The following is a 26,124-nucleotide window of genomic DNA, read 5'->3' on the forward strand; positions in this document are numbered from 1 at the left end:
CTAGGGTCTGTTGACATTTATCTCATATAAAACCACGTTACCCGTCATGCCGTCAGGGAATGACGGCATCCAGGTGGCATGGATGCCGTCCTTGGCTTCTGGATTCCGGCGATCCCTGCCGGAATGACGCGGCTCCCTGAGTAACGTGTAAATGTTAATTATATGATATATATATAATATTTTTAGCCTATGCAGTCCAAATGTCAACAGACCCTAGTGAAGCAAAGCGGACAGAACGTTCGGTTTTTGTTTGACAATGATTTATCACAAAAAAATCAGTTAGACTTGCTGTTTCCGCAATACCGTAGGGGCAATCCCTTGTGGTTGCCCGGAGTGTGGTTGCTGGATATCCGAGTAGGCACAAGCCTCGGCACTACCTGAGTTTTTTAGGTTTATCAGAGCAAACTTCAGTATGATGATAGCAAGGCTGTTATGAGGGCTTTGAGATTCTGCTGTTGCCTGTCCCTAGTCAATCGGTTGGCAATGATGACACTTTTCAATTCTGTAAGTGCACGTTCGAAGACATCATTGACCAAGATATAATCAAATTCGTCGTGATGGCTCATTTCTGTGACGGTGTCACGCATACGGCGGGCTATGGCGTAGTCATCGTCTTGCCCTCGGTTTTGTAGCCGTTGTTCGAGGATTTCAGTTGAGGGCGGCAGGATATAAATGGACAGGCTATCGGGACGTATTTTTTTTATTTGCTGGGCGCCTTGCCAGTCAATTTTAAGGATAACATCGAAGCCTTCGTTTAGGTTTTTTTCAACAGATGTTTTTGCAGTGCCGTAATAATTATCGAATACCGATGCGTGTTCCAGGAGTTCATGGTTATCCAATAAGGCCTGAAATTCGGACGGGGACACAAAATAATAGTCTTCGCCATGCGTTTCGCCAGGCCTTATCCGGCGAGTGGTATGTGATATGGACACAACCAAGTTATCAACTTCGGCTATCAATTGTCTGACCAGGCTGGTCTTCCCAGCCCCGGAAGGTGCAGAAATGATGTATAGTTTGCCATTACTCATACTATTTTTGCGTTGCGTTGTCCGTAATTTGTGGTGTGTCAGCTATTCGATGTTTTGCACTTGCTCACGTATTTGTTCCATAAGCACCTTAAGCTCGATGGAGATTTGCGTCATGTCCTTGTCCATTGACTTCGAACCTAGCGTATTGGCTTCGCGGTTTAATTCCTGCATCAAAAAATCCAGCCGTCGGCCTACAGGATCGGGTTGTTCCAACACCCTTAACACCTCGCTAACATGGGTGTCCAGCCTATCTAGCTCTTCGGTAATGTCCAGCTTTTGGGCAAGGTATACCAACTCCTGTTCAAGACGGTCAAAATCCGTTTGAATTGCCAGTCCTGCGATTCGGTCAGTCAATTTTTTGCGTAAGGTCACAAGCACTTCCGGCATTCGTTGGTTGGCGGCGGCGATGAAGCCCTGTATTTTTACACAGCGTTCTTCAATCAAGGCTTTGAGCTGCCTGCCTTCCCTTTCTCGGGTTTCTAAAAGTTGTTTTACCGTCGTTGTGACCAGATGGCTTATTCCTGGGCCAAGCTCGGTTTTATCCAGTTCGGATTCTTGTTGGATGCCGGGAAATGCAAGTACTTCCAATGCAGAAAATGCCAAGGCGGCGGACATTTGTTGTTCGATCAGGTCAGTTGCCGAAATCAGCGCAGCCACAGCATCATGATCGACCATAAAACTTTGCTGGTTGGGCTGTTTTTTAAAGTTTAACACGCATTCAATTTTGCCACGGCTGATTTTTGCGGAGATTAACGAGCGGACATCCGCTTCCGCAAAACGCAAGCTGTCGGGTAATTTTATGGAAATATCAAGATAACGATGATTGACTGAACGCAGTTCGCAGCTTATAGCCAGGTTTTCGAGTTCGGTCTCATTGGCTGCAAATGCGGTCATACTTCTAATCATTTTTCACCTATACTTAGCCCGTTCCAGACTATCCAACGCTTATGGCCGAATATTACGATCCGGAAACTTACCCCAAAGAATGGAATTACCTACAGACTGGCACCATTATAGACCAGTACATGATCGAACGGGAATTGGCGCATGGCGGATTCAGCTCGGTTTACCTGGCTCGTCAATTGGCGGATCAGTTTCAGGTTGCCCTTAAGGAATATCTGCCCAGAAAACTTGCCCACCGAACCTGGAATAATGTGGTGGTGGCGAATAGTAAGGAAACACTAGCCATGTTCAAGCGCGGACGGGCGCTGTTTTTTGAAGAAGCCAAAGTATTGGGTGCTTTGAAACACCCTAATATTGTCGAAGTCACCAATTTTTTTAGGGCTAATGATACGGTCTATATGGTCATGACGTACGATTATGGGGTGACGCTAGACAGGCTGATAAACAAAAAAATACCGCCGGTTACCGAAGAGTTTTTATTGGCGGTGTTTAATTCTTTGCTGGCGGGAGTCAGTTATATCCATGAACAGCATTTTATTCATCTCGACATCAAACCGGGCAATATTTTGGTGCGCCCCGGCAACGATGCCCTGTTGCTTGATTTTGGGGCGATTCAACGCATTAGCAGCACACGTGTCAATAAAATGGATGCCGTGTTAACCCCAGGTTATTCGCCAGCCGAGCAATATAAAGTTAAGGCACAACTGGGAGCCTGGACAGACATTTACGCGATAGGTGCGAGTATGCGCAACTGTTTAGGCAATAACCCCCCCATTCCATCGCCAGATAGAATACAGAGAGATAACCTGGTTCCTGCCGTCAAGGCTTTTAGTCGAAAATTCCCTGATTATCTGCTGAAGGCGATTGATTGGGCCATGGAACCCAAGCCGGAAAATCGTCCACAAACCGTAGAGCAGTTCAAACAAGCGCTGGTCAGGCCATGAGCCCGCTTAATTTGAAAACCTAACCCACGCCACTTCAGGTATACTTGAGCATTTTCTAACTGGTTTTTAGGATGGAGTATTCATGAGGCCGAGCGGGCGCGATGCGAATCAACTGAGAGACATTAAATTTACCTGTGGTTTTACCAAACATGCGGAAGGTTCGGTATTGGTTGAGTTTGGCGAGACCCGTGTGCTTTGTACGGCTAGTGTTGATTTGAATAACGTGCCGCGCTTTCTGAAAGGGAAAGGCGAGGGCTGGATTACGGCTGAATACGGCATGTTACCCCGCTCAACCCATAGCCGGATGGGACGTGAAGCCAGTCAAGGCAAGCAGGGCGGACGTACGATGGAGATTCAACGCTTAATAGGCCGCTCGCTACGTGCAGCCGTCGATATGAAAGCGCTGGGTGAAAATACCATTACCATTGATTGCGATGTGTTACAGGCCGACGGCGGTACCCGCACTGCTTCGATTACGGGGGGATTTGTTGCCTTATCGTTGGCAATACAAAAAATGCTCAAAAACAAGCAAATTAAAAGCAATCCCATACACGGACAGATTGCTTCGGTATCCGTGGGCATATACAAAGGCGTGCCCATACTGGACTTGGATTATGCGGAAGACAGCCAAGCCGAATCCGATATGAATGTGGTGATGAACGATGCGTGTGCGTTTATTGAGCTTCAAGGCACCGCCGAAGGTCATGCGTTTAGGAAGGAAGAACTCGACCAGATGCTAGGTCTGGCGAGGTCTGGAATTCAACAATTGCTGGAAAAACAACAGATAGCGCTGGAAAACTGCTAAAAAACCCAGTGCAGGAAGTTGCTTTTTCATTAAGGGATCCATGAACAAGTTGATTATATTCATGGCTCGACGACCGTAGGAAGTGCCTGTGGTACAAGCTCACCACAAACATAATCAATGTCGTCGCGAATCAACCAGGCACCCGCCAGTCCCGCGAAGACATTCAGCCGCGTGACATGATTGGCATGGTCGTGGCACCGCAATATCGCTGCGGCTTGTCAGTTGTGATATGTAAAATACCCCGTCTGTCCGAAAACAGCGGTGTCTTCCGGCCAGCCATCCGAATCCGCTTGTCGGTTGGCGGAGCCGAACTGACTTATTAAGGAAAAATTCTTGGTAGTTTGTTGAGCTTTATAACAACCAGCTTTGGCCGGTTGTGCCGCAACTGCATATTCCACTCCAAACCAGCCGATGATTACAGATTAAAACCGCCATTCATCCTGATATGTAGCTGCCACCTGAAATACTTAAAAGCAGCCATAGCCATTAGGATATTATGGTTATTTACTTACCACAGGTTATCGAATTCAAACATTGGTTGAATTTCACTAACAAGCCATAAAAACAAGTCTTTTAAAAGGGGGCAACAAAATTTTCGGGCGGTAATTGCTGTCTTTACCTGCAACTTGTAAATAGCCATGTAGAATATTTAGAGCGCTCTGACCTAGGAAAATCGGCCAAAAGCAGACAGTCCTGATTGCAGGTAAGTACGATCCTGCACCTGGAAGTATTCAAATTTTATGTTTAACCATTTTTATTCATGGCGTTGATTGAATAAGTAAACGATCCTTCAAATCATGAACGGAAAGATGAAAAATATCGAAATAATTCGGTTAATTCAGCAAATTCTGGGATGATGCCTTTTATGAAAGCTAAAAAACCATCACAGTCAAGTCCAATTTCAGCACAGCCCTCTCCCATCGCATCAGAAAACACAGCCCCCGCCTTTAACATCGTCGGTATTGGGGCCTCTGCGGGTGGTTTAGAGGCCTTCGAGCAATTCTTCCGCCATACTTCGGCGGATAGCGGCATGGCCTTTATGCTGGTTCCGCATCTTGACCCCAGCCATGCCAGCATCCTTACAGAAATCTTGCAGCGCACCACCACCATGCCTGTCGTCGAGGCGCTAGACCAAATCCGAGTTGAACCCAACTGCGTGTATGTCATCCCGCCCAACCGCGACATGGCGATCTACCACGGCATTTTGCAGGTCACAATCCCAGAACAGCCGCGCGGGCAGCGTATGCCGATAGATGCCTTCCTGCGCTCACTGGCCGAGGACAGCCAAGAAAACGCCATCGGCATCATCCTGTCCGGCACGGGTACGGACGGCACACTGGGCTTACGCGCTATCCTGGGTTCGGGCGGCCTGACGCTAGTGCAGGAACCGACCACGGCCAAATATGACGGTATGCCGTCCAGTGCCATAAAGGCAGGTTATGCCACCCAGGTCTTGCCCGTCGAAAAAATGCCAGGGGCGCTACTGGCCGGGGCCCGCACCTTTGCCGCCCACACTAAAATGCCCATAGCGCCCAAAGCGGGAAGCGGAATGAGCAGCATCCTGATGCAATTACGCACCATCACCGGCCACGACTTCTCGCAGTACAAGAAAAGCACCATCGGCCGCCGCATCGAGCGACGCATGCTGCAGCACAATATCGAAGACACTGGAGTCTATGCCCATTATCTCAAGGAGAATCCGGATGAGGTGCATACGCTGTTCAAGGAGTTGCTGATCAACGTCACCAGCTTTTTCCGTGATCCAGAGGCTTTTGCCGCGCTGGAAAAGGAAATCCTACCGCAACTGTGCAAGGACAAGCCGGATGGCTATGCGTTCCGGGTCTGGGTGGCGGGTTGTGCCACCGGCGAAGAAGCGTACTCCATCGCCATACTGCTGCGCGAACTGATGGACGGGCCACACCAGGAATTCAAGGTGCAGATATACAGCACCGATATGGATGATGATGCCATTGCCATTGCCCGCGCGGGCGTTTATCCACCCAATATCGCCCAGGACGTCACCCCGGAGCGGCTGCACCGCTGCTTCGTCAAGGAAGAGACCGGCTATCGGATAAAAAAGGAAATCCGCGAGATGGTGGTGTTCGCCATCCAGAACGTGATTAGGGACCCGCCTTTCACCAGACTCGACCTGCTCAGTTGCCGCAACCTGATGATCTATCTGGAGCCGGAACTGCAAAATCGGCTGATTCCGGCGTTTCACTATGCGCTCAAGCCGGGCGGGGCGCTGTTCCTGTCGCCATCGGAGAGCATCGGCCACCACACCGGCCTGTTCTCGGCGCTCAACCGCAAATGGAAGCTCTATCGCGCCATCCATTCCCCCGCTTCTTCCCGCGCAGTGGTGGCGCAGGGCTTGTCCTGGGGCGCAGAAAGTGATCCCAAAGCACCAGAGGGAATCATGAAGAAGACTAAGGAAACCAACTTTTCCGAATTGACCCGTAGGGCACTTGTGCAATACTTTGCGCCCGCCTCGGTGGTCACCGACCTCCAGGGTGTTATCCTCTACGTGCATGGCGAGACGGGCAAATACCTGCGCCCGGCGCCTGGGCAAGCCAGCCTCAACGTCATTGAAATGGCGCGTGAGGGGCTGGAGCTGGAACTGCGTTCTGCGCTGCACGCAGTCGTCAACGGGGAAGTGCCAACCCTGAACCGGGAAACACAAGTCAAGACCAATGGCGGCTACACTTCGGTCAACCTCGGCGTCCGGCTGTTGCCTGACCCGGCGGGTGACCAAGCACTGTTGCTGGTAAGCTTTCAGGACATCCCCAGCCCAGCCGCCAAACTAGGGCGCAAACGTGCTGCCAAGCCCGCCGAACTGGAACACATCAAGCAACTGGAGCGAGATCTTGCCTACCTGAAAGAAAATAACCAAGCCATCATCGAAGAGCAACAAGCCTCCAACGAGGAACTCAAGTCCACCAACGAAGAAATGCAATCCACCAATGAGGAATTGCAATCGACCAATGAAGAGATGGAGACCTCCAAGGAAGAATTGCAATCGGTCAATGAAGAGCTGATCACGGTCAATTCAGAACTGCAAGCCAAAATCGAGCAACTGGCCAGCATGCAGAACGACATGAAGAACCTGCTGGACAACGTCAATATCGGCATCATCTTCCTCGACCAGCACCTGATGATCCGTATCTTCACCCGTGAAGCCGTGCGCGTTTATCGCCTGGTGGCATCGGATATAGGCCGGCCTTTGGCCGACATCCGATCCGTCATGGAAGGGGATGACCTGCTGCCCGCCGCCCAGGCTGTGCTGGAATCGCTGATCCCTTATGAACATGAACTGCACATCAACAGCGACACCTGGATGCTGGCGCGTATCCAGCCCTATCGCACCCTGGATAACGTGATTGACGGCGTGGTGCTGACCTTTACCGACATCAGCACACACATCAGCGCCGCTGAGACAGAAGAGGCGCTGACGCTGGCCCAAGGCATTGTCGATGAGATGTGTGAACCATTTGTCGTGCTCGATGGCACACTGAAAGTGGTCACTGCCAGCCGCGCGTTTTACCGGGAGTTCCAGGTCACGCCGGAACAGACCGTAGGCCGCCAGATTTACGAGCTGGGCAACCGGCAGTGGGATAGCCCAGGCTTGCGCGACTTGCTGGAGACGATCCTGCCGCGCGATGAAGCTTTTGAAAAATATGCGCTGGAGCATGACTTCCCCGCCATTGGTCACCGCAAGATACTGCTGAATGCCCACCGCATAGTCGGCAAAGTGGGTGGGCCGCAGATGATCCTGCTGGCAATGGAGGTGATGCCATGAGCGATAACCAAGGCGAGATTAAGCGACGGTTGCAACAACAATTGCGGGCCAGGGCCGAGGCACAACTCGCTCATGCCGAACCGGCAAAAGCGCCGTCCCCGTTCGCCGATGAACTCCTGCACGAACTGGGTGTACACCAAATAGAACTGGAGATGCAGAACGAGGAATTGCGCCGGACACAAGTTGCCCTGGAAGCATCGCGTGCCCATTATGTTGAACTGTACGACTTTGCCCCGGTCGGCTATCTCAGCCTCACCCCAGAAGGCATGATCGCTGAAATCAACCTCACTGGCGCTAAACTGCTCGGCGTGGAGCGCAAGAAAATCATGCAGTGGCGCTTTGCGCAGTTTATTGCTGATGACTATAAAGACCGCTGGTATCGTCATTTTCTACAGGCAAAACAACAGGTCGGCAAACAAACGTGTGAGCTGCCCCTCCGCCGCGCCGACGGGCATGGCCTTTACGCCCGGCTTGATTATCTGTACCTAAAAGCGTGCGATGCAGATCCAGTGCTGCACATCGCGCTCACCGACATTACCGAGCGCAAGCAAGCCGAGCAAGCCCTGCGCATTGCCGCGGCGGCTTTTGAAACGCAGGAAGGCATTATCGTGACCGATGCGCAGCGGGTCATCTTGCGCGTGAACCAGGCATTCAGCCGAATCACCGGCTACAGCACTGAAGAGGCTATTCATCGGGTTCCAGGCTTCCTCCGTTCCGGGTGGCATCATGCGGAATTCTATCAGGCCCTGTGGGCAACCGTGGCGTCCAACGGTTCCTGGAAGGGTGAAATATGGGAAAAGCGCAAGGACGGCGAGGTGTTCCCGGTATGGCAAACTATTGCCGCAGTGACTGGGGCGGATGGAATCGTTAGCCATTATGTCGGCACTTTCACGGACATCACGGAACAAAAGCAGGCCGAAAAGATTTTGATTGTCGCCCAGGAAAGCCTGGAAAATAACGTGGCAACCACAAAGGACAATCTGGAAAAGAACAGGGAAGAAACCGCAGAGATTAATGCTGCCCTTAACGTTTTGCTCAAGCGCCGGGCAACGGACAAAGCCGATGCCCAAATCGCGCTCTCACAGGAGGTAGAGGCTACCATCGTGCCCTTTGTCAAAAAATTGAAAGGGCCGGGTACTGACCGGTTACAAACCACCCGTCTGATCGGCATTCTTGAAACCAATCTCAAGCAACTAGTGAAAGCCTACGGGAACGACGCCAATCTACCCGCTGCCTACCGGCAGTTAACCCCCGTCGAGATACAGGTCGCGTCCCTGATCAGGCAAGGACTATCCACCAAGGTTATCGCTGCAACCCTAAAAAGCTCGCCAGAAACCGTCAACATCCACCGCAAGCACATACGCAAGAAACTGGGCTTGGACAGCAAATCCAGCAACCTGCATAGCTATCTGCTGTCGCTGACTGAATAAGGCCAAGCACCAACCCGTAAAGCCGTACCGGAATGGTTATTTTACATAACCCTTTCATAACCATTAATACCCCATTTTAAGTGCTTGCCGCCCCTACGTTTCCTAAGCGAGACTATAGACGTCGGTTATATTGCAGTGTTTTCTCGCGGATTCCGGCGAAGCCCTTAAAATCCGCATTATTTTTTAACCGCAATGACAAGGTGGGCTTTACATGATTTACCCGACCTACTTGGCATGGCTAATAACTCAGGTTGTAAAGTGGACAATCAAGGTACAGTTTGTGCGTCTTTTTAACTAAGATGGGATGGAAAATGGCTACAAACGCAAAAAAATTCAAAGACCAAGAAATTTCAACTGATGAAAAGACAATAGCAGTTTCCGAGCGGGATGACATAATTGCTGAACTTGCCTACTACAAAGCAGAAAAGAGGTTATTTGAACCAGGTTATGAAAGGGAAGACTGGTTTGAAACGGAACGGGGATGCCTTACAGGAATATAGGAAGCGGACGTAGACGTAACGGTGTACGTTGACCCCGCATAAGTAGCGCAAATAAGCGCCACATCAATTTTCGCTGCTGAAACCTGTAGTCGCATCCACCCAAGACTGATAAAGGGGTGGAATTAATTATGTCACTCATCTACGAAGGAATTCTTATGTCACCCTTATATAGAGAAATGAAGAACATTTTCTTAACCAGTATGTTGACATGTCTGGCTGTCTTGTTTTCAGGCTGCTTGGTCGCAGACGATGCAAATCTTGAATACAAGATAAAAGCTGGCTATCTGTATAACTTCACCAAATTTATCACTTGGCCGGAAGTTAATGGCGCAACGTTCAATCTGTGTATCTTAGGTGCAGATCCTTTTGGTACGCTCATCGACCCTATCGAAAAAAAATCTGCATTTGACCGGACTATCAAGATATTCAGGCTGGATGAAGCCGATTTCCTGTCCGATTCAAACTTGAAACCGGATTGCCATATTTTTTATGTAAGTGGCGCTAATAACCAGAAAGTGGTTTTTAAAAAAATTCAGGCCAACCCACATAAGGCTGGAACACTGGTCGTTGGAGAAAGCGAAACCTTTGCCGCAGAAGGCGGGATGATCGGTTTCGTCAATAGAAAAGGCAAAATCAAACTGCAAATTAATCAGCAATCGGTAAAACAAACGGGCTTGAAAATCAGTGCTAAATTATTTGAAATCGCTGAACTTACCAAAGAAGAAGGCTATGTCACCGTTAAATATTCAAAATTTCCTAGAGCAGCAAGAGGTTCGAAGTACAATGGCACGAAAAGTAACGCTAGCGTCCAAAAAACTCATTTGTAGCTTGAAATCGCCGCTTATTAAGCTGCATCCCCTCTCTGGTGCGGATTAGGCGGATAGGAACATACACCCTTTCAGTCCGCAACTTTTTATCGAGGTCATGATGAAACATAATTACAAAGCCATTGATGTCCAACCAGACACCCGTATCGTAATTGGCTGGAGAAACACCTATCACCAGGCAGGACATGCCGCGGCCATTTGTCTTGCCAACCGGAAAAAACAACTAGCTGCCGTGCATTTCCAGATCAGCATCAAACCACAGGAACATAACGGGCAACCAGTAGATCGCTTTGCAGGAATATGTAGCAAATACACTGTAAAAGTTGAAGGTGGCCGGTTAATCCAGAGTTTGCCCTTGTCGTTTGCCGAGTTTCAAAAAGCAGAATACCGGTGCGCATTCGAGGCAGACGTTATCAACCTGCTGGCAGGGCCACTGGCCGAGGCAAAATATATAGCTTCGCGCGATGGTGAGAGCTTCAATGCCAATTTAGTTGATCTTAATGCGCTACACTTCTATGGCGGCAGTTCAAAGATTGAGCTTGCCAATGAATACATGGGGTTTTTTATGCCCAATAAGACAGAACGCAAGCAGAAACTGAGCGAACTGTTTTTGGCTGCTTTTAACTTTGTTACCGAAACTTCAAACTGGCACTACATAACAGCCCTGGCAGAATTTATCCGAGATCAACCCAAAGGCATCATCCATTACGAGGAAGTGATTTCCTTACTGGATTCAGTTGTTACGTCCCGTAAAGCTAATTCATTAGTTCTACAAACAGCGGATATGCAGTTTTGACGAGTAGCGGAAGAAAAATTGATACCCGAGTTTTGCCAGCCCGTATGCAAGGAATGACGACAGCTCAAACCAAGGGCATTATCGAAAAAAATGATAGTTCAACTCAACATCGCAGCCGAGACAGATCCCCACAAGTAAACCACCCATTATCTTAACTTTATTGATGTTTTAAATGAAAACCACTGTCTCCTTCGGATCGAAATATACAGTTCAGCTAACTTTAAATTTCAAATTACCAGTGGTTGCTTTCAAGTATTCCGGGTGACGGTTTAAACCAGTAATCATTGGCTGGTGTGGAATAGACCGCAACATTGGATAGATCAGTAAAACAAAGTCCGACCACCATCTACGGTCAGGATTTGGCCGGTCACGTAATCAGCATCCCTAACCAAATAAAGCACAGCCTTGGCAATATCCTGGGGCGATCCGCATCGTGCCAATGGCACTCGCTGCAAGATTTCGCCTTTATCCTGTTCCGACAAACCGTTTTCCGGCCAGAGTATTGCGCCGGGTGCAATCGCGTTTACCCGGATTGTCGGCCCCAGTTCTTTGGCCAGGATCTTGGTCATAGCCACCAAACCGGCCTTGGCAATGCTGTAAACGGGATACCCCGGCAAGCCGCGCTCGGCATGAATATCCACGATGTTGACGATACAGCCCTGGCGTTTTGCCAAGCTGTCAGATAAGGCCTTGGCCAGAAAAAAAGGCGCTTTAAGGTTACTGCCTAGTAAGTCGTCCCATTGATCTTCGGTCATGTTAGCTAAAGGTGTGGGATAAAACAGCGAGGCGTTATTGATTAGCACGTCCAGCCCCCCCCAACTGGAATTAGCTACTTGGGCAACGGCTTCCAGTTCTTGCATATTCAGCAGATTGCCTTGGACGAGTTTTGCCGAACCCAGACGTTTTTGGTTGAATTCATTGCAGAGCTGCCCGGCCTCTTGTTTTGACGACTTATAATGCAGCAAAACATTGCAACCTTGGTCGTGCAGCGTGTGGGCGCATTCAGCCCCTATGCGTTTGGCTGCGCCGGTAATCAATACATTTTTTTCCATCAACATATCCTTAATCATGAAGAAGTTATTTAAGGAACCAGGTGTTTTGTGAGTACTTTAAATAATTTTAAATGAGGTGAATTCATTTCCACTCGCCGGCATTTCAATCAGCTCGACATGATTCACCCGTGCCGTGATCGGGCCTTTGTGGCACCATTGAATAAAGGGTTCCAAGATGTCTGTCTCAGCTTGGGCAATAATTTCAACTCGGCCATCTTCCATATTCCTGACCGACCCTTTTACACCCAAGTCTTGGGCTTTGTTTTTGGTAAAACTGCGAAAGTAAACGCCCTGGACCCGCCCGGAAACCCGAATTTTAACTTTGCGTATCACGCCTGATCCTCCAGCAATAATGAATTTTTGGATTGCGGATAAAATCTTCCGGAATCGTTTTTGCTGTGATGTCTTCGATATTGAGCGTTGAAAGCGCCTCTTTATCAAGCGTAAAACGTCGGTAATTGGTGGAAAAATAAAGCACTCCTTGGGATGCCAATAACGTGACCGCTTGCTTGATTAACAGGGCGTGATCTTTTTGTATATCGAATATTTCGCTCATGCGTTTCGAATTGGAATAAGTCGGCGGGTCAAGAAAAATTAGGTCATACTGCCCAGGATAAGATTGCCTTGCCTCTTCATCCAGCCAGTCCAGGCAGTCTGCCTGGATGAACTCATGTTCGCCGCGCGACTCGTTTAGCGCCAAATTGGTTCTTGCCCAATCGAGGTAAGTTTTGGACATATCGACCGTGGTTGTTGTTTTTGCGCCGCCAACCGCAGCATGGACTGTCGCGCTTCCGGTATAGGCAAATAGATTAAGAAATCGCTCACCCTTGGCTTGCTGTTGGATCATCAAGCGGATGGGGCGGTGATCCAAAAACAAGCCAGTGTCCAGATAATCGGTAAAATTGACCTGCAACAGACAGCCATTTTCTTCGATGACATGAAAATGCCCTTGATCGGCCAGTTTTTGATATTGACCGATATTTTTTTGTTTGCGGCGTATTTTTAGGGACACATGTTCGGAGGCAACGCCTAGCACTTTTGGAATTTCTGCGAGTAGCCCGGCCAGCCTTTGATTGGCTTTGAACGGGTCAATGTTTTTGGGCGGCTCGTATTCCTGGACATTAACCCAGCATTCTTTGCCCCAGTTTTTTTTAACTTGATAGAAGTCAATAGCCACGGCATATTCAGGTAGATCGGCATCGTAGACACGATAACAGTTTATGTTATTTTTGTTTTTCCAAGCGGACAGTTTTTTCAGGTTTTTTTGCAAGCGGTTGGCAAAGCTCACCGCTCCCAGCTCACGCCCCTTGCCTACATCCCTGTAGGCAAAGCTCACCGCTCCATGCTCCCGTCCCTTACCTGCCTCCTTATAGGCGAACATGTCAGTGCCAATAGCATCTTGATGCGTTGTTGTCGTCTCGCTAATCTGGGCGCTGTGTTCCACGGTGGATTTAGGTTTAGGGATGAAAAAGGCCGCGTCCTCAATCGTCATCCGCAGTAATTTACATTCCAGCGCCCCGTTGTAAAAGGTGACGGGTTTTTGCGAACGGATACCCAAACGGAAGCCTAATTCAGGATTGCTGATAATCATCGCGGCTTGCCAATGATTAAAGTGGGCTTTCAATGAATCGCCAAATTTTTTGTATAACCCTACGGTTTCCTGTTCATCACCCAAGCGTTCGCCATAGGGAGGGTTGCAGATGACCAGACCCAGTTTCCAGCTTTTTGCAGGTGCGGCATCCGTAATATCGCGGCACTCCAGATGAATTTTGCCCTGTAAACCGGCGTTAGCGATATGGGCGAGAGCGGCGTTGATGTTGCGCCGGTCTTTATCAAAACCTGCGATAGTCGGTAATTGTTTTATTCCAGCGGTTTTACGTTGTACTGCTTCATCAAGCAATGTTTGCCAGCAATTAGCATCATGCTTCTTCCAACCCATGAAACCATAATAACTGCGCAGCAAGCCTGGTGCATAGTCGGCGGCGATCATGGCAGCTTCCACCAATAAGGTTCCTGAACCGCACATGGGGTCAATCAACGAGCCGGTTTGTTTGGCTATGCCCGGCCATCCGCTACGTATTAGCAACGCAGCAGCAAGGTTTTCCTTGATGGGTGCCTTGATGGTAGTGTCCCGATAACCCCGGCGGTGCAAGCTTTCTCCCGACAAGTCCAGGCTAAGCGCAGCCGTTTCAGCATTCAACAAAACATTGATCCGAATATCAGGTTGTTCCGTGTTAATGTTGGGACGTTTTTGGAACTTTGCCCGCATCTGGTCAACAACAGCATCTTTCACTTTTAATGCGCCAAAATGGGTGTTGTTGATTGCCAGTGAATTTTTTGCATTAAAGGTCACCGCAAAACTGCCTTCAGGTTGCAGATGTTCAAACCAGTTGATTTTTTTTATCTCCTGATACAGGTCATCCTGGCTGTTGACCTTGAACGTACTGAGTTGCAGCAACACCCGGTTTGCAATTCTCGACCATAAGCAGACCCGGTAAGCTGTCAGCAAATCACCCTCGAAGTAAACCCCAGCGATAGTCGTTTTGATGTTGGCAGCGCCTAGCGTGCGTAGCTCATCAGCAAGGATGTCTTCCATTGCTTTAGGGGTCGTGGCAAAGAGATGATATATCGGCATCGTTAAAATGAAAAAGCCTTGCTTAGCAAGGCTTTAACAAAAATTGTGTTGATGAAATGATCCTAGTCTAGTTTAAGCTAATAAGATGCTCAATTGATTTTGACCAGCTCAACCTCAAAAATCAACGTTTCGTTGGGGCCAATAGCGCCACCCGCACCATTTTCGCCATAAGCCAGGTTAGAAGGGATAAAAAATTTGTATTTCGCGCCTTCGGTCATTAGTTGGACACCTTCAGTCCAGCCTGGAATAACGGCATTTAAGGGGAAAGTGGTGGGTTCGCCCCGGCTGTATGAGCTGTCAAATTCCTTGCCCTCCAGGGAAGTTCCTTTGTAATGTACGGTGACACTGTCGGTCGCTGAAGGGTTAGCCGTGCCCTTGCCTGGAGTCAATACCTCATACTGCAAGCCACTCGCTGTGGTTTTCACATCAGGTTTTTTGGCATTGGCTGCAAGGAATGTCTCGCCAGCGGCCTTATTTTCTTCGGGCGTGCCGGCATTGGCGAGTGAAAATAGGGTAAATCCTATGGCAATAGCAAAAAGGGCTGAAAGAAATTGGGTATGAATTTTTTGCACTTTATTGGCCTCGTATGAAAAATTAAAAGCGCATTATAAACGTCTATGCTTGTTGAAAAAGCCTTTATTTGATGACAGCGCCAGGAAAGCCTAACTGCCGCCAGGCTTCGTACAACTATTGGTGAATAAATACGGCAGTTGGCACTCCGTCATGTAAAATTGAAACAAACCCAACCCCCAATCTTGTTTTAATTTTTGCAAGTCTATTTAAGCCCACGCTTCTGGGTGTAAACATGTTTCATATTGCTCTCTTTGAACCCCAAGTCCCTCCCAATACCGGCAACATCATTCGACTAGTCGCTAACAATGGATACTGCTTGCACCTGATCGAGCCAATGGCTTTCGATTTGGAAGAAAAAAATCTCCGGCGAGCAGGTCTTGACTACCACGATCTCGCCAAGGTTTTTAAATATCCTGGCTACCTTGAATTTGTTACTGCTATGCAGGACAGGAGAATACTTGCGTGTACAACCAAGGGAAACCAATCTTACGATAAAATGATTTACCAGCCCGGAGATGTATTGCTTTTTGGCTCTGAAACTTCGGGCCTCCCCCCTGAAATTTTAAACAGCATAGATCCTGATCGACATCTGAGAATTCCGATGATGCCGAACAATAGGAGCCTCAATCTATCGAATGCTGCCGCTATCATCAGCTACGAAGCTTGGCGTCAGCAAGGGTTTGATGGTGGAAAATAATGGGTTGACCAATTTCTCACAGATGTGAAAGTACGACGAGTCACACGGAGTCTGAAGTACATTAAAGATAACGACGTGCTTGTTTGCCGACGACATAACATGTATCCGAAAACTTGGTTCACATTCTCGGTATTTGCCCTATCCATTTTGGTAAATAGGGTAACGATGGATAATGGAGAAAGCAATCAGCGAGACTAAAATAAGGCAACTCAGCAACTTTGTTTTTGTGGTGTGGGAAAAATAGGTAGCCAAGGCTAAAAGGGTGACAGGAACACCAACAAATGATCGCTACAATACCTATAGTGGGAACTCCTTCTGATGGGATAAGTGGTGAAATAAGGCCGACAAAGTAGACAAATAACGCGAAGAAAATGCCAAAGACAGAAAACAATTCGGATTCGTTTGTTCATCGTGGAGTTTTTCTCTGCATTTAAAAGCCTATTCCGATTGTCTTTATGTTTTATCCACCCATCAAGGTTTTAACATGAACGGTAACGCTCGTAGCTAAGGCCTTGAGACCATAGCCCCCTTCCAAGACCGAAATGATCCGGCCTTTACAATAACGGCCTGCAATCTCCATCAAGGCTTGTGTAACCCAGCGGTAATCGTCTTCCATTAACCTGATAGACGCCAGCGGATCGTCTTTATGGGCATCAAAACCAGCTGAAATTAGCAGCAAGTCGGGTTTGAAGTTGTACAATGCCGGTAAAATAATGCTCTCGTATTTTTTCCTGAATTCAGCTCCCGTATCACCCGCAGCCAGAGGAACATTAATAATATTCCCGACACCCGTTTCCATCGGGTGACCAGTACCAGGATAATGCGGCATCTCGTGACTGGAGGCATAAAGCACCTGGGGTTGATGATAAAAAGCCGCCTGTGTGCCATTGCCGTGATGCACATCAAAATCAACAATCGCGGCCCGTGCCAGATGATAGTGTTGCCGCGCATATTCCGCTGCAATAGCGATATTATTGAACAGGCAGAACCCCATCGCTCGTTTGGGTTCGGCATGATGTCCTGGTGGACGGACGGCGCAAAAAGCATTATCAGCCTTATCAGTAAGAACTTGGTCAACAGCGTCACAAACCGCGCCGACTGCAAGGAATGCCGCCTTTTCCGAACCGGGCGATAACACTGTGTCAGGATCCAGGTGATGTAGGCCCTGAGTAGGTATTGCGTCTCGAATGCGTTGAATATGCTCAACCGGGTGAATCAGTCCGATTTGTTGTTCTGTACCCATTGGGGGCGTTTGTCTGATTAAATTTGCAAACATCGGCTGATCCAGGGCTTTGTCGATACCTATTAGCCTATCTGCACATTCTGGATGACCACGACCTGTTTCGTGCAAAAGAAAATCTGGATGGCTGTAATACAGTGTTTTCACAAGACCTCGCTTAAATAATTCAGTAATTGAGCCCTATTCCGCTTTCTCTGAATGACTGACTTACTAGTGTTAACCAATCCTTATAAGTTATGGGTTGAAAAATTAAACCCTATAATCCCGGCAAATTCGTTACCGCTATCTTGTTCCGGCACTAACACGCCCATATAGATTTGGCATCGCGGAGTAATATTGAACAACATGTTAACGATAGAGCCCGATAAGGAATGGTGTCCGCTGATATAACCCATCTGCAAGGACAATTTATTTTGGATGAAGGTTTTTTCAGCGCCCGCCAGAAAACCAACTTGCCAGGATGTCCCGGTTATTGCCGCATTTGCCAGATAGGAGCCGCCATGAAGCAATAACCAAGGCGTAAGGTCATAACGATTATCCAAAAAGGTAAAATTAAACCATAATTGTGGCTGCACATTAGCCAAAGCAACCCCGTTCTGGCTACCTAATTGTTATAGCGAAATCGTAATTTATAGCAAATGTTTTGGCAATATTAACAAAAGTTTCACCTTGAAAATGTTTATGGTTACCTAACACCTGGGTATTCAATAACGACAGGCTAAAATCCCAACCATTATTTGCCGAATAGCCAACGGTGATATTTTCGAAAGTGCCATCCCGGTATACGTTGGTCTCGATGTTGGCTATCCATGCACTTTCATAATCAGTCATAGGGTTGATTTTTAATCGTTTTTGTTGAAGCTTCGACTTTGCTTTCACTTTGTTGGCGGTAGCTTAGCCAACACTGCTAAACATGAAAGCTATCATCGTTAATATGAGGGTTCTATTATGATTACGCACAATACTCCTCAGAATTCCAGTCAGGATTACCCATCCACAAACACCAAAATTTTTGCAACACATTTTAGCGTTTGTTTAGATGACCTGTTTTTAAAAGTTCCTGGATAAATGGAGAAACCGCCCGCAAGGTCGCACCCCACATCATTAAATCCCGTAGCAAGGTTAGTCCTTGCTCATCAGCGAAGTGGACACGAGCAAGGTCAAGGTTAAGGTGGGTCACATCGGGCATAGAACGGCTGTCAATAATAACCTTATGCAATTCTGTTACCCAAAGGCCGGACAAGCTGCCTTCAAGAATGAAAAGTGTGTCTGTCGTAGCTTTCTCTACAGTAATCTTGAGCATGCCATTTTCAATCCTGTTTAAATACTCCTATATAGAGAACAAGGAAAGCGAAATTAATGCCAATTCACACATGTAATAGTGTGATATTTTTATGTGCTTGTTTTTATATAAGAATGTGTACGTATGGAGACCATTTGATTCGGGTGGCTTTGGTATTGAACCGCAACTATTTGCGGCAACTGCGGTAATTAGCGGCTGCTTTTTGCTAACCCCAGTTTTTTCATGCGGTAGCGCAGGGTACTGGGTTGCAAGTTGAGGATGTGGGCCGCGCCGTTGGCGCCTTCAATAACCCAGTTCGTTTGTTCCAGCACGGCCAATATATGTTGCCGGGTTACCGCTTCGAAACTGGCATCGTTCGATAACTCAGGCTTAATGGTCAACTCGGTGCGTCCCGATAACATATCGGCTTCTACTTCTATGATGGCGCTGTCGGCTAAAATGATGGCCCGCTCTATCACGTTTTCCAGTTCCCGGATATTGCCGGGCCAACGGTAAGACTGCAATCGCTTCATGGATTTTTCGCTAATGCCCGCCACTTTTTTTCCAATTTTCATTGCATATTTCTCCATAAGGAAATAGGCCAGCAACGGAATATCTTCTATACGATCACGTAGAGGGGGTGTGGTTAGTGGAAACACATTTAGTCGATAATACAAATCCTCACGAAAGGTTTTTTCTGCGACTTCATACAGGAGATTACGGTTGGTGGCAGCGATGACACGGACATCCACCTTGATAGGCGTTTGGCCTCCGACCCGCTCGAACTCGCGTTCCTGGAGTACACGCAAGAGCTTGACCTGAATGTCCAGCGGAATTTCCCCGATTTCATCGAGAAAAATCGTGCCGCCGTCAGCCAGTTCAAAGCGTCCGATGCGTTTGGCAATAGCACCAGTAAAAGCCCCCTTTTCGTGGCCGAACAACTCGCTTTCGATCAACCCCGTCGGCAATGCCGCGCAATTGACCTTTATCAAAGGATTGTTGTGCCGTTTGCTGATGGAATGGATGGCGCGGGCGATCAATTCTTTGCCGGTCCCTGACTCGCCCTGTATCAACACGGAGGCGTCCGTAGCCGCCACCCGCCGGACATTGTCAAGTAAGGATTGGATCGCCGCGCTACGGCCTACAATTTCATCAAAATTGTTGGCTGATTTGATTTCTTCCTGTAAATACTGGTTCTGTGCCTGAAGCTTGGCCTGTTCCTGTTCCATTAGGATGCGTTCAGTAATATCAATAAACATCGTGCGGGTGTATTGGCCACTGGGATCAGGTTTCGACCACCACTGAATCCAGATCGGCTTGCCGTTGTCCTTGCGTCGAAGTTCCAGCACAACGCCGCTGGTGTCCGTGCCCCGTCCGACGGATGCAAATGCCTCGTTCACACGCCGTTGGGCATCCGGTGTGTTCGGTACCAATGAGATGCCCACCATGCCGGGCACTTGTTCGGGCGTGATGCCCAGTATTCCCATCGCTGCCCTGTTGGCGTGGATGAACCGCGATTCAACATCTTCATGCACATAGGCGATGGGGGCTTCCTCGAAGAGGTCGCGGAAACGTTCTTCACTATGGCGCAGTTGTTCTATTGCCCGAATCCGGCTTAGTTCTGCTGCGGCCCGTGCTGCGAAAATCTGGAAAGTGAAAAGTAATCGCGGCTCGGACGGCATCACCCGCTTATCGAATATTGCGAGATGCCCAAGAATATTCCCCTCGGCATCTTGAAGGGGTACGCCCAGGTAGCTTTCGATGCCTTCTTCTTTAGGGAATTGTCGCCAGACTTTGGCAGGATAATGGCAAAGGCCACCCTGTAAAACTTCCTGGCAGGGCGTACCTTCCAGGTCCCATTCCTGGTTGGCAATGAATTGCCCGTCCGCCCAGAATGCCAAGGTGCGTACCCGCGTATTAGTGCCCGCGAATTCCGCAATAAATGCACTCGCCACGCCTGTCGCAATGCTTAAGTTACTGACCAGTACGCGAAAAAAATCCTGCATTGAGATATCATATATTTTTCTCTATTCCATCGTTTCTCTGGAGTTACGAAACTCAATGTTTAGCCAAGCTGGTTATTTTGGGATTCCTCGGTCACTCATACCAATGGATTTCCCCACTACGACTTTGGCGATTTTGATCGCCATTTCTCCGCCTTGGCCTTCCAATAGGTTTTCTTGCAGCATAGAAAAATACTTGCCAGGGACAGCGGGGCGCAAAGTCCCGTTATGAACCTCGTAGATGGAACCGGGGTCGTTTATCTTGAATAATCCTAAATTAAATAACTGGGCCGCAGTGACTTGAGTGAAAGCTTTGCGATCATCAGGAGACAAGTCTCTGGCATGGGCTATAAACTCGCCATAGGCTTCGGCATCGAGAAAGAACAATTGCTCTAACTCCATGCCCAGCTTCTCGCGCAACAAGGGCGCGGTGAATACGATAAGATCGTATAGATTCTTGGGCGAACGCCCCGTCAAATAGTGGCTGCACGCGCGCTCGATCCAGGCGGCGGAACACGACCTTCCGGTTATCTTGAATCCTTCCATACCTGTTTTTCCAAACTCGAAGTGAAGTTCTTCGGGAGTTATGAAGCCTGCCAAATCGAGCAACGAAGCGGGGTCGGTCAAGCGCTTCAACATGCAGGAGGCTTGGTACGGATCGCTGAATGCTTGGGCCCCAGCAGCTTGTCCGACATGCGCGTAATGTGTTTGGCGGACTTGGCAACCGCCATAACATGATTCGGTCATCATCAGTTTTGCACGGATGCCGAAATTTTTCGCCGCCTCCGCAATTTCCAGAATATCCTGCCAGCCGCACTGTGTTACATCGTGGTGTAAAACCAGGCTGCGCACGGTTCCGTAGCCTTGAGTGTTTTTAATCCATTGTTCTATTCCGCATCGGTCTCGAATTCCGGCAATTGCCGATATACAAAACGATTCCCAGCCGAAGTCCCGGTTCAGCGTCCTTTGCAACTCCGGTTCGGAAACGGTAATTAGATCGGGACGAAGTTCGCGGGTGATCCACCTGAGATATTCTCCTACCCGCGCCGGATCGTCTGTTAGGCAGCGCGCGCCTTTTATACCGTTGAGCAGATAATTGGTCTCGATGCCCAGCCGTTTGGCATGGACGAAATGCCCGGCGGCGGTTTCCCGGCTGATTTTGGGCACGTCGTCGGGGCGTCCTGTAGGAAACGCTGCGGGCAAGGCGCCGTAAATCTGAAACGATTCTCCTCCGTTTCCGGATTGGGCGATGAGCCCATCCAAAAGGGCATTATCCCACGATGTGGGAATATCGAGTTGCATGGTTCAATCCTCCTTCCATGAGATAGTGCAGGCGTGAAAGCCCGGCGTCGTGCAGAGCTTGTAAGGAATCGACTTCATAAGATTTAGGTTGGGAAAATACCCGGACGAGGTAACAAAGTTCGGTGCAGGCCAGTATGACATGGTCGGCGGCCAACCGATGCTTAAAATGGAATTCCAATTCTCTGAGCGTTTGGAGATGTTCAGGGTTCATTGGCCCATACACCAGTTCGCGAAAAATGAATTCATCGAGCTGAGCTTGGGCGTCGGCGGGAAGGGTGAGGGCTTCGCACCCTAGCCGACACAAGCCTTCCTGATAAAAGCCCGCTTCTACGGTGGTAGTGGTGCCAAGAATAAGAAATCGGCCATGCCTATGTTCGCGCCGAATCATTGATAAAACAGCTTGGTCAATGGGGATGAAACTGTCGCCAAATGCTTGAGTTAAATGGGGTGAGGCGATGTGGACTGAGTTGCAGGGAATCAAAACGAGATCGGGAACGGGATTTCCTATTGATTGCAGTGCATCGAGCACTATGCTAGCAACTCTAATTCTATTGGTAAGAATTGGGATAATATGGTTTGCGTCTACGAAGCATTCGGTTACAACTGTCACGCCAAATAACAAGCCAAGGCTTTCTTTGAAACATTCAGCGAATTGGGAACTAACCGTAGAGCCAAGACCTGTTACCAGTCCGATTTTTGGGTATTTCACGATAAGTAACTTATTGTTTATGTTGAAGTTATGGGTCTAGCTTCAATTTCTATTGATGACATTGTTTTAAGCGTGAGGGCTAGGAGTTTGTCGGTCTTTGCGTGACTAACCAATGCCTTATATATCAGTTTATTACAACACATATAAATCTATAGTAATTATGTTATCCGTTAGAGCCCTAACGGATAACTGTTGACTGATAGCGCTTTTCATCAAATACCTCCTGATAAATTACTTTGGTAAAACTGAAACATACTGATATTTATAATAACATATCATTAATGAGAATCTGATTAAGACTGACAGACTCCTTGGTTGGCTGCGATGTTGGGTATTTATTGGCATGTTCTCCACCCAATCTTTTTCCGATCTTTACTGAGTCTGTTATCATGTCTTGAAGTGCAGTATCGTCAGCGAATGGTTCTGAAAAACGCTTAACAATACCCCCAGCCATAACCTCAAGTACATTGGCTTCTTCGTTATATCTAACCAGATATCTCTCGTCAAATATAATATATTCCCCGCGAACCACACTGGAGTCTTGAGCCTCATGTGGCATATATACATACCAATTGATTTTAGCTGTGGTTTCTGCATCTTTTGCTTCGTCATCTTTAACGTAGTAACCTTCAATATAACGTTTTTGATAGTTATGAAAGCCGTTCAAAATATAATCAGCCATTTCTGCATCAGAAGATCCTCGCTTTGCATTTTTTCTCGTAGTAGTAAGTAATTCCATAATTGTATTTGGGCACGTCTTATTAGAAGCATAAGCTTCAAGCTTTTCAAAAAACTTAAGTCGCCCTTCCGTAATAACTTGCAGTCTCTTTACATCTATAGGCTTTCTATCTTTTTTGGGTTGCGCTCGAGAATTTACAGAAGATATCCAACGAAGAAGATTTGTTTTGTTCGCATCATCTGACGGCTCGCTAAATAAATAAAACGTAAGATCAAGCCCGACATCGCTCATCGACCAAACTGACTTTTTTGCTTGTTCTAGGAATTTAATGCTAACTTTTGCGTAGGTTTTGATAGATGTTTTTGGTATAGCTATAAAAATTCCATGTCCATTATTTTGCTGCTGGGAAATTGCCAAGTTTATCATTTTAAATAACTCGTCGGCATTGCGGTTGTTATTTAGAACTTGAATTTCGGTAGAGTATATATCAGCTGCAGATAAAATTTTAATTACTTGCTTTTCACCGACTTGAGATATGTTTTCCTTTAGTTCGTCAAGAGTCTTTGTCGTTTTTAAGACCAATGCAAGAATTTTTATAAGAAAAAAACCGAACAATCCCACAAACAAGCTAAGCGCAACACTATCCATGGTGACGGGCTTATTTGCAAAGTAATATTGGAAAGCCTGCGTAATTACGGCACTAAGAACCCACCATTCAAGAGAACTGATTATTGGTTTATTTTCAATGTGGTGCAAGAAGCACCCAATGATACCTATATTAACTTCTCTATTTATGTTGACTTTCATGGGCATGGTTTTATTATAAATTCAAAAAGCCCAAATGGATAGTTCTGCTCCATGCTTCCCGCTTTTCCATAAGATGCTAAGGAAATTTGAAAATGGTTATGCAGACATTGCTGGATGCCCTGCGAAGTCCAGTACCTTACCTCGCCATCGGAGAATAAACTGGCGCGCTTCTCAGTCTCGCCGGTCTGAACAAACACCCCAACCACATACCGCCCTCCTTCCCGCAGAGATTTCCGCACTCCCCTGAAATACCTCTCGATATCCCCATCCTGTACATGATGCAGAAAAAGAAAATCCAGTATCAAGTCATAGGTATGGTTGCAGGTGAAGGCTTGCGTTATCACATTCCCCTGAACGAAACGGATTTTGCCGGAATAGTCCATGCTTAATACCCGCGCCCGTTCGATGGCTGTCGCCGACACATCCCAGGCATCGACATCGTAGCCGGAATCTGCCAACAGCCGGGAAGAAGCTCCGGTGCCGCAGCCGAGATCAAGCGCACGGCTGCCCGGTTTCGCCCGATGATTCTCGAACAGCGCGGCCAAGAGTGGATGCGGTTCCGAGGAATCCCAGGGTAACTCATACGGAGTGTGTTCCCGGTAGACGCGCTCCCAAGACGTATAAGGAAAATCGTCAGTGGAGTTTTCTAGTTTACAATCAGGTGTATACATCGGACGATACCTCTCCTTCGCACATCGTAACGACTCTCCCGCGATTGGCGTCAATGATTGCGGAATTGTGGGTCACATGTAAAACCAGCCAACCGCTTTTCGCCTTTTGATCGATCAGCGACAGACAGGTCTGCGCGGTGCGCGGGTCCAATGCCGCCGTCGGTTCATCCGCCAGCAAAATCCGCTGTCCCCCGTCGCGGAGTGCGAGCATCGCCAGAGCCACCGCTTGACGCTGGCCGGGGCTGAGGAGATAAACCTTGCGCTCAAGCTTGGTCTCCAGATCGGGGTTGATGACCGCGATAGTCCGTGCGAAATGGGTCATATCCGCCTGATCCGCCAGTCTGTCGACATCGAAGAGACTAGTGTTTTCCAAGCCGAGCACGGCGAGGTTTTCCGCCACGGTTCCGTAAGGCGCCATGCCTTGGGAAGGGTCTTGATGAACGCGGTGGATATGCCGGTATCGGCGGTATACCGGCCAAGTGGAAACGTCGGTTCCCGACATCGAAACGCTTCCCGCCGTCAAATCGACCGTACCATCGACGAGGTTGAGCAAGGTGCTTTTGCCCGATCCGTTTTCCCCGATAACCAGAACCGATTCTCCCCACTCGAAAACCATGGAAACGTCGCGAACCGCTTTGACCTCGTTCCATTGACCCGCGTTGAAGGTTTTGCAAGCGGACTGGAGTTGTAACGCCGGGATAGCCATGTCAAAGCCTGTCGAAAGGGTTGGAACGGCTTGTTTGTCCAGCCTGCCGATAATAGAGCAATACGATAATCAAGGCGGATAAAATACGGATGTCCGAGTTAAAAAACTGTAGCGGGTCGTGCGGATTTGGATAACCCCAAATGGATTGCAAAAAAACATTGAAAGTTCTGATGCTTTTGAGTATTAGCTGATAACACAGGGTTCCAATGAAAGGGGCAAGCAGCATGGGCCAGATATCGGTTTTGTCTTGATGGAAAAGACCCACCAGCCGTTCCCCGATGACTAATGCCGCCAGTGCGGTAAGGATAACGCCGAATCCCATCGAAATCGAGGCGTTGCCGTCGTTGAAAACGGCCAGAACGCCCGCCAGCGCTGCCAAGGCGTTAGCCATGCCGAGTCCATGAATTGTGGCCCGTTTGGCGTCGAACCCGGCAGCGGCTACCAGGCCCCGCGAATCCTCGCGGGAAAATCGCAGCAAAGTCCCTCCTGCGGAAACCAGATAGCGATAAAGAGCGAAGATCACCAGGATTAAAAACAGTCCGAGCAGAAGGTTGGTTAACGGGTATAAAGCCCCATAGTTTTCTTCCCCAAACAGCCATTTGGAGATGCCGGCGTTAAGACCATTGAGATAGGCGGATGGATTTTGGGCAGCCGAAAGATACAGATTGGCATTAGCCCGCATGATGCGGAAATTAAACGAGTAAAGCCCCGTTGCAACGACAATGCCACTCAACAGCTT

General features: G+C 48.2%; 26 protein-coding genes. 9 read left to right on the forward strand and 17 right to left on the reverse strand.

What is annotated here, in order from left to right:
* Positions 1 to 407: 407 nt before the first annotated feature.
* Together gmk and ACLQ6D_RS12050 are read right to left on the reverse strand one after the other, a co-directional pair.
* Positions 408 to 1,028, reverse strand: coding sequence for a guanylate kinase (gene gmk / locus ACLQ6D_RS12045; protein ID WP_411727532.1), 621 nt, complete (start codon positions 1,026 to 1,028; stop codon positions 408 to 410).
* A gap of 42 nt (positions 1,029 to 1,070) precedes the next feature.
* Positions 1,071 to 1,934 (reverse strand): YicC/YloC family endoribonuclease, encoded by an 864-nt coding sequence (locus ACLQ6D_RS12050; protein WP_411727533.1) that lies wholly within the window; start codon positions 1,932 to 1,934, stop codon positions 1,071 to 1,073.
* A 41-nt stretch (positions 1,935 to 1,975) separates the two neighbouring features.
* Here ACLQ6D_RS12050 and ACLQ6D_RS12055 point away from each other — a divergent pair, with 41 nt between their 5' ends.
* The 8 genes from ACLQ6D_RS12055 (at position 1,976) to ACLQ6D_RS12090 (ending at position 11,029) form a co-directional block, all read left to right on the forward strand.
* Positions 1,976 to 2,875: a serine/threonine protein kinase gene (locus tag ACLQ6D_RS12055; RefSeq protein WP_411727534.1), complete on the forward strand. Its 900-nt coding sequence runs from the start codon at positions 1,976 to 1,978 to the stop codon at positions 2,873 to 2,875.
* Between the two features lie 82 nt (positions 2,876 to 2,957).
* Positions 2,958 to 3,680 (forward strand): ribonuclease PH, encoded by a 723-nt coding sequence (gene rph / locus ACLQ6D_RS12060; RefSeq protein ID WP_411727535.1) that lies wholly within the window; start codon positions 2,958 to 2,960, stop codon positions 3,678 to 3,680.
* A 176-nt stretch (positions 3,681 to 3,856) separates the two neighbouring features.
* Positions 3,857 to 4,003 carry a hypothetical protein gene (locus tag ACLQ6D_RS12065; RefSeq protein ID WP_411727536.1) on the forward strand — a complete coding sequence of 49 codons (147 nt, stop codon included), beginning with the start codon at positions 3,857 to 3,859 and terminating at the stop codon, positions 4,001 to 4,003.
* A gap of 542 nt (positions 4,004 to 4,545) precedes the next feature.
* Positions 4,546 to 7,476, forward strand: a complete 2,931-nt coding sequence (locus tag ACLQ6D_RS12070) for a chemotaxis protein CheB (protein ID WP_411727537.1) — start codon at positions 4,546 to 4,548, stop codon at positions 7,474 to 7,476.
* Positions 7,473 to 8,906 carry a PAS domain S-box protein gene (locus ACLQ6D_RS12075; RefSeq protein ID WP_411727538.1) on the forward strand — a complete coding sequence of 478 codons (1,434 nt, stop codon included), beginning with the start codon at positions 7,473 to 7,475 and terminating at the stop codon, positions 8,904 to 8,906. Before ACLQ6D_RS12070 ends, ACLQ6D_RS12075 begins: the two co-directional genes overlap by 4 nt.
* Before the next feature lie 311 nt (positions 8,907 to 9,217).
* A complete protein-coding gene (locus tag ACLQ6D_RS12080) occupies positions 9,218 to 9,406 on the forward strand; it encodes a DUF2934 domain-containing protein (protein WP_411727539.1) in 189 nt (62 codons plus the stop codon).
* Between the two features lie 128 nt (positions 9,407 to 9,534).
* A complete protein-coding gene (locus ACLQ6D_RS12085) occupies positions 9,535 to 10,233 on the forward strand; it encodes a YfiR family protein (RefSeq protein WP_411727540.1) in 699 nt (232 codons plus the stop codon).
* A gap of 97 nt (positions 10,234 to 10,330) precedes the next feature.
* The gene (locus ACLQ6D_RS12090) at positions 10,331 to 11,029 is read left to right on the forward strand and encodes a hypothetical protein (protein ID WP_411727542.1); all 699 of its coding nucleotides are present in this window, start codon (positions 10,331 to 10,333) and stop codon (positions 11,027 to 11,029) included.
* Positions 11,030 to 11,349: 320 nt separating this feature from the next.
* Here the strand turns inward: ACLQ6D_RS12090 and ACLQ6D_RS12095 are convergent, their stop codons facing one another.
* The 4 genes from ACLQ6D_RS12095 to ACLQ6D_RS12110 all read right to left on the reverse strand — a co-directional run bounded on the left by ACLQ6D_RS12095 (position 11,350) and on the right by ACLQ6D_RS12110 (position 15,288).
* On the reverse strand, positions 11,350 to 12,081 hold the full coding sequence (locus ACLQ6D_RS12095; RefSeq protein ID WP_411727543.1) for a pteridine reductase: 732 nt from the start codon (positions 12,079 to 12,081) through the stop codon (positions 11,350 to 11,352).
* Positions 12,082 to 12,138: 57 nt separating this feature from the next.
* Positions 12,139 to 12,414, reverse strand: coding sequence for an acylphosphatase (locus tag ACLQ6D_RS12100; RefSeq protein ID WP_411727544.1), 276 nt, complete (start codon positions 12,412 to 12,414; stop codon positions 12,139 to 12,141).
* Positions 12,398 to 14,716: a bifunctional 23S rRNA (guanine(2069)-N(7))-methyltransferase RlmK/23S rRNA (guanine(2445)-N(2))-methyltransferase RlmL gene (gene rlmKL, locus ACLQ6D_RS12105; RefSeq protein WP_411727545.1), complete on the reverse strand. Its 2,319-nt coding sequence runs from the start codon at positions 14,714 to 14,716 to the stop codon at positions 12,398 to 12,400. The genes ACLQ6D_RS12100 and rlmKL overlap by 17 nt, the downstream gene beginning before the upstream one ends.
* An 89-nt stretch (positions 14,717 to 14,805) precedes the next feature.
* Positions 14,806 to 15,288 (reverse strand): FKBP-type peptidyl-prolyl cis-trans isomerase, encoded by a 483-nt coding sequence (locus ACLQ6D_RS12110; protein WP_411727546.1) that lies wholly within the window; start codon positions 15,286 to 15,288, stop codon positions 14,806 to 14,808.
* A gap of 233 nt (positions 15,289 to 15,521) precedes the next feature.
* Here ACLQ6D_RS12110 and ACLQ6D_RS12115 point away from each other — a divergent pair, with 233 nt between their 5' ends.
* Positions 15,522 to 15,986, forward strand: coding sequence for a tRNA (cytidine(34)-2'-O)-methyltransferase (locus ACLQ6D_RS12115; RefSeq protein ID WP_411727547.1), 465 nt, complete (start codon positions 15,522 to 15,524; stop codon positions 15,984 to 15,986).
* A gap of 460 nt (positions 15,987 to 16,446) precedes the next feature.
* On the opposite strand, the gene ACLQ6D_RS12120 is transcribed toward ACLQ6D_RS12115, so the two are convergent.
* The 11 genes from ACLQ6D_RS12120 to ACLQ6D_RS12170 all read right to left on the reverse strand — a co-directional run.
* Positions 16,447 to 17,373 (reverse strand): histone deacetylase family protein, encoded by a 927-nt coding sequence (locus ACLQ6D_RS12120; protein ID WP_411727548.1) that lies wholly within the window; start codon positions 17,371 to 17,373, stop codon positions 16,447 to 16,449.
* An 80-nt stretch (positions 17,374 to 17,453) separates the two neighbouring features.
* Positions 17,454 to 17,801 (reverse strand): hypothetical protein, encoded by a 348-nt coding sequence (locus ACLQ6D_RS12125; protein ID WP_411727549.1) that lies wholly within the window; start codon positions 17,799 to 17,801, stop codon positions 17,454 to 17,456.
* 25 nt (positions 17,802 to 17,826) lie between these two features.
* A complete protein-coding gene (locus tag ACLQ6D_RS12130; RefSeq protein WP_411727550.1) occupies positions 17,827 to 18,057 on the reverse strand; it encodes a hypothetical protein in 231 nt (76 codons plus the stop codon).
* A 193-nt stretch (positions 18,058 to 18,250) separates the two neighbouring features.
* Positions 18,251 to 18,529, reverse strand: coding sequence for a hypothetical protein (locus ACLQ6D_RS12135; RefSeq protein WP_411727551.1), 279 nt, complete (start codon positions 18,527 to 18,529; stop codon positions 18,251 to 18,253).
* A gap of 188 nt (positions 18,530 to 18,717) precedes the next feature.
* Complete coding sequence (locus tag ACLQ6D_RS12140) at positions 18,718 to 20,514, reverse strand: sigma 54-interacting transcriptional regulator (protein ID WP_411727552.1); 1,797 nt, start codon at positions 20,512 to 20,514, stop codon at positions 18,718 to 18,720.
* A 72-nt stretch (positions 20,515 to 20,586) separates the two neighbouring features.
* Positions 20,587 to 21,813 (reverse strand): hypothetical protein, encoded by a 1,227-nt coding sequence (locus ACLQ6D_RS12145; protein WP_411727553.1) that lies wholly within the window; start codon positions 21,811 to 21,813, stop codon positions 20,587 to 20,589.
* Complete coding sequence (locus ACLQ6D_RS12150; protein WP_411727554.1) at positions 21,782 to 22,522, reverse strand: aspartate/glutamate racemase family protein; 741 nt, start codon at positions 22,520 to 22,522, stop codon at positions 21,782 to 21,784. The genes ACLQ6D_RS12145 and ACLQ6D_RS12150 overlap by 32 nt, the downstream gene beginning before the upstream one ends.
* A 262-nt stretch (positions 22,523 to 22,784) precedes the next feature.
* Positions 22,785 to 24,014, reverse strand: a complete 1,230-nt coding sequence (locus tag ACLQ6D_RS12155) for a hypothetical protein (protein ID WP_411727555.1) — start codon at positions 24,012 to 24,014, stop codon at positions 22,785 to 22,787.
* Entirely contained in the window at positions 24,005 to 24,679 is a 675-nt protein-coding gene (locus tag ACLQ6D_RS12160; protein ID WP_411727556.1) for a class I SAM-dependent methyltransferase, read from the reverse strand. Before ACLQ6D_RS12160 ends, ACLQ6D_RS12155 begins: the two co-directional genes overlap by 10 nt.
* Positions 24,666 to 25,385, reverse strand: a complete 720-nt coding sequence (locus ACLQ6D_RS12165; protein WP_411727557.1) for an ATP-binding cassette domain-containing protein — start codon at positions 25,383 to 25,385, stop codon at positions 24,666 to 24,668. The genes ACLQ6D_RS12160 and ACLQ6D_RS12165 overlap by 14 nt, the downstream gene beginning before the upstream one ends.
* Before the next feature lies 1 nt (position 25,386).
* The coding region (locus ACLQ6D_RS12170) for an ABC transporter permease subunit (RefSeq protein ID WP_411727558.1) at positions 25,387 to 26,124 on the reverse strand (738 nt) is incomplete at its 5' end.

This window comes from Methyloglobulus sp., from assembly GCF_046714055.1.
GTDB lineage: Bacteria > Pseudomonadota > Gammaproteobacteria > Methylococcales > Methylomonadaceae > Methyloglobulus.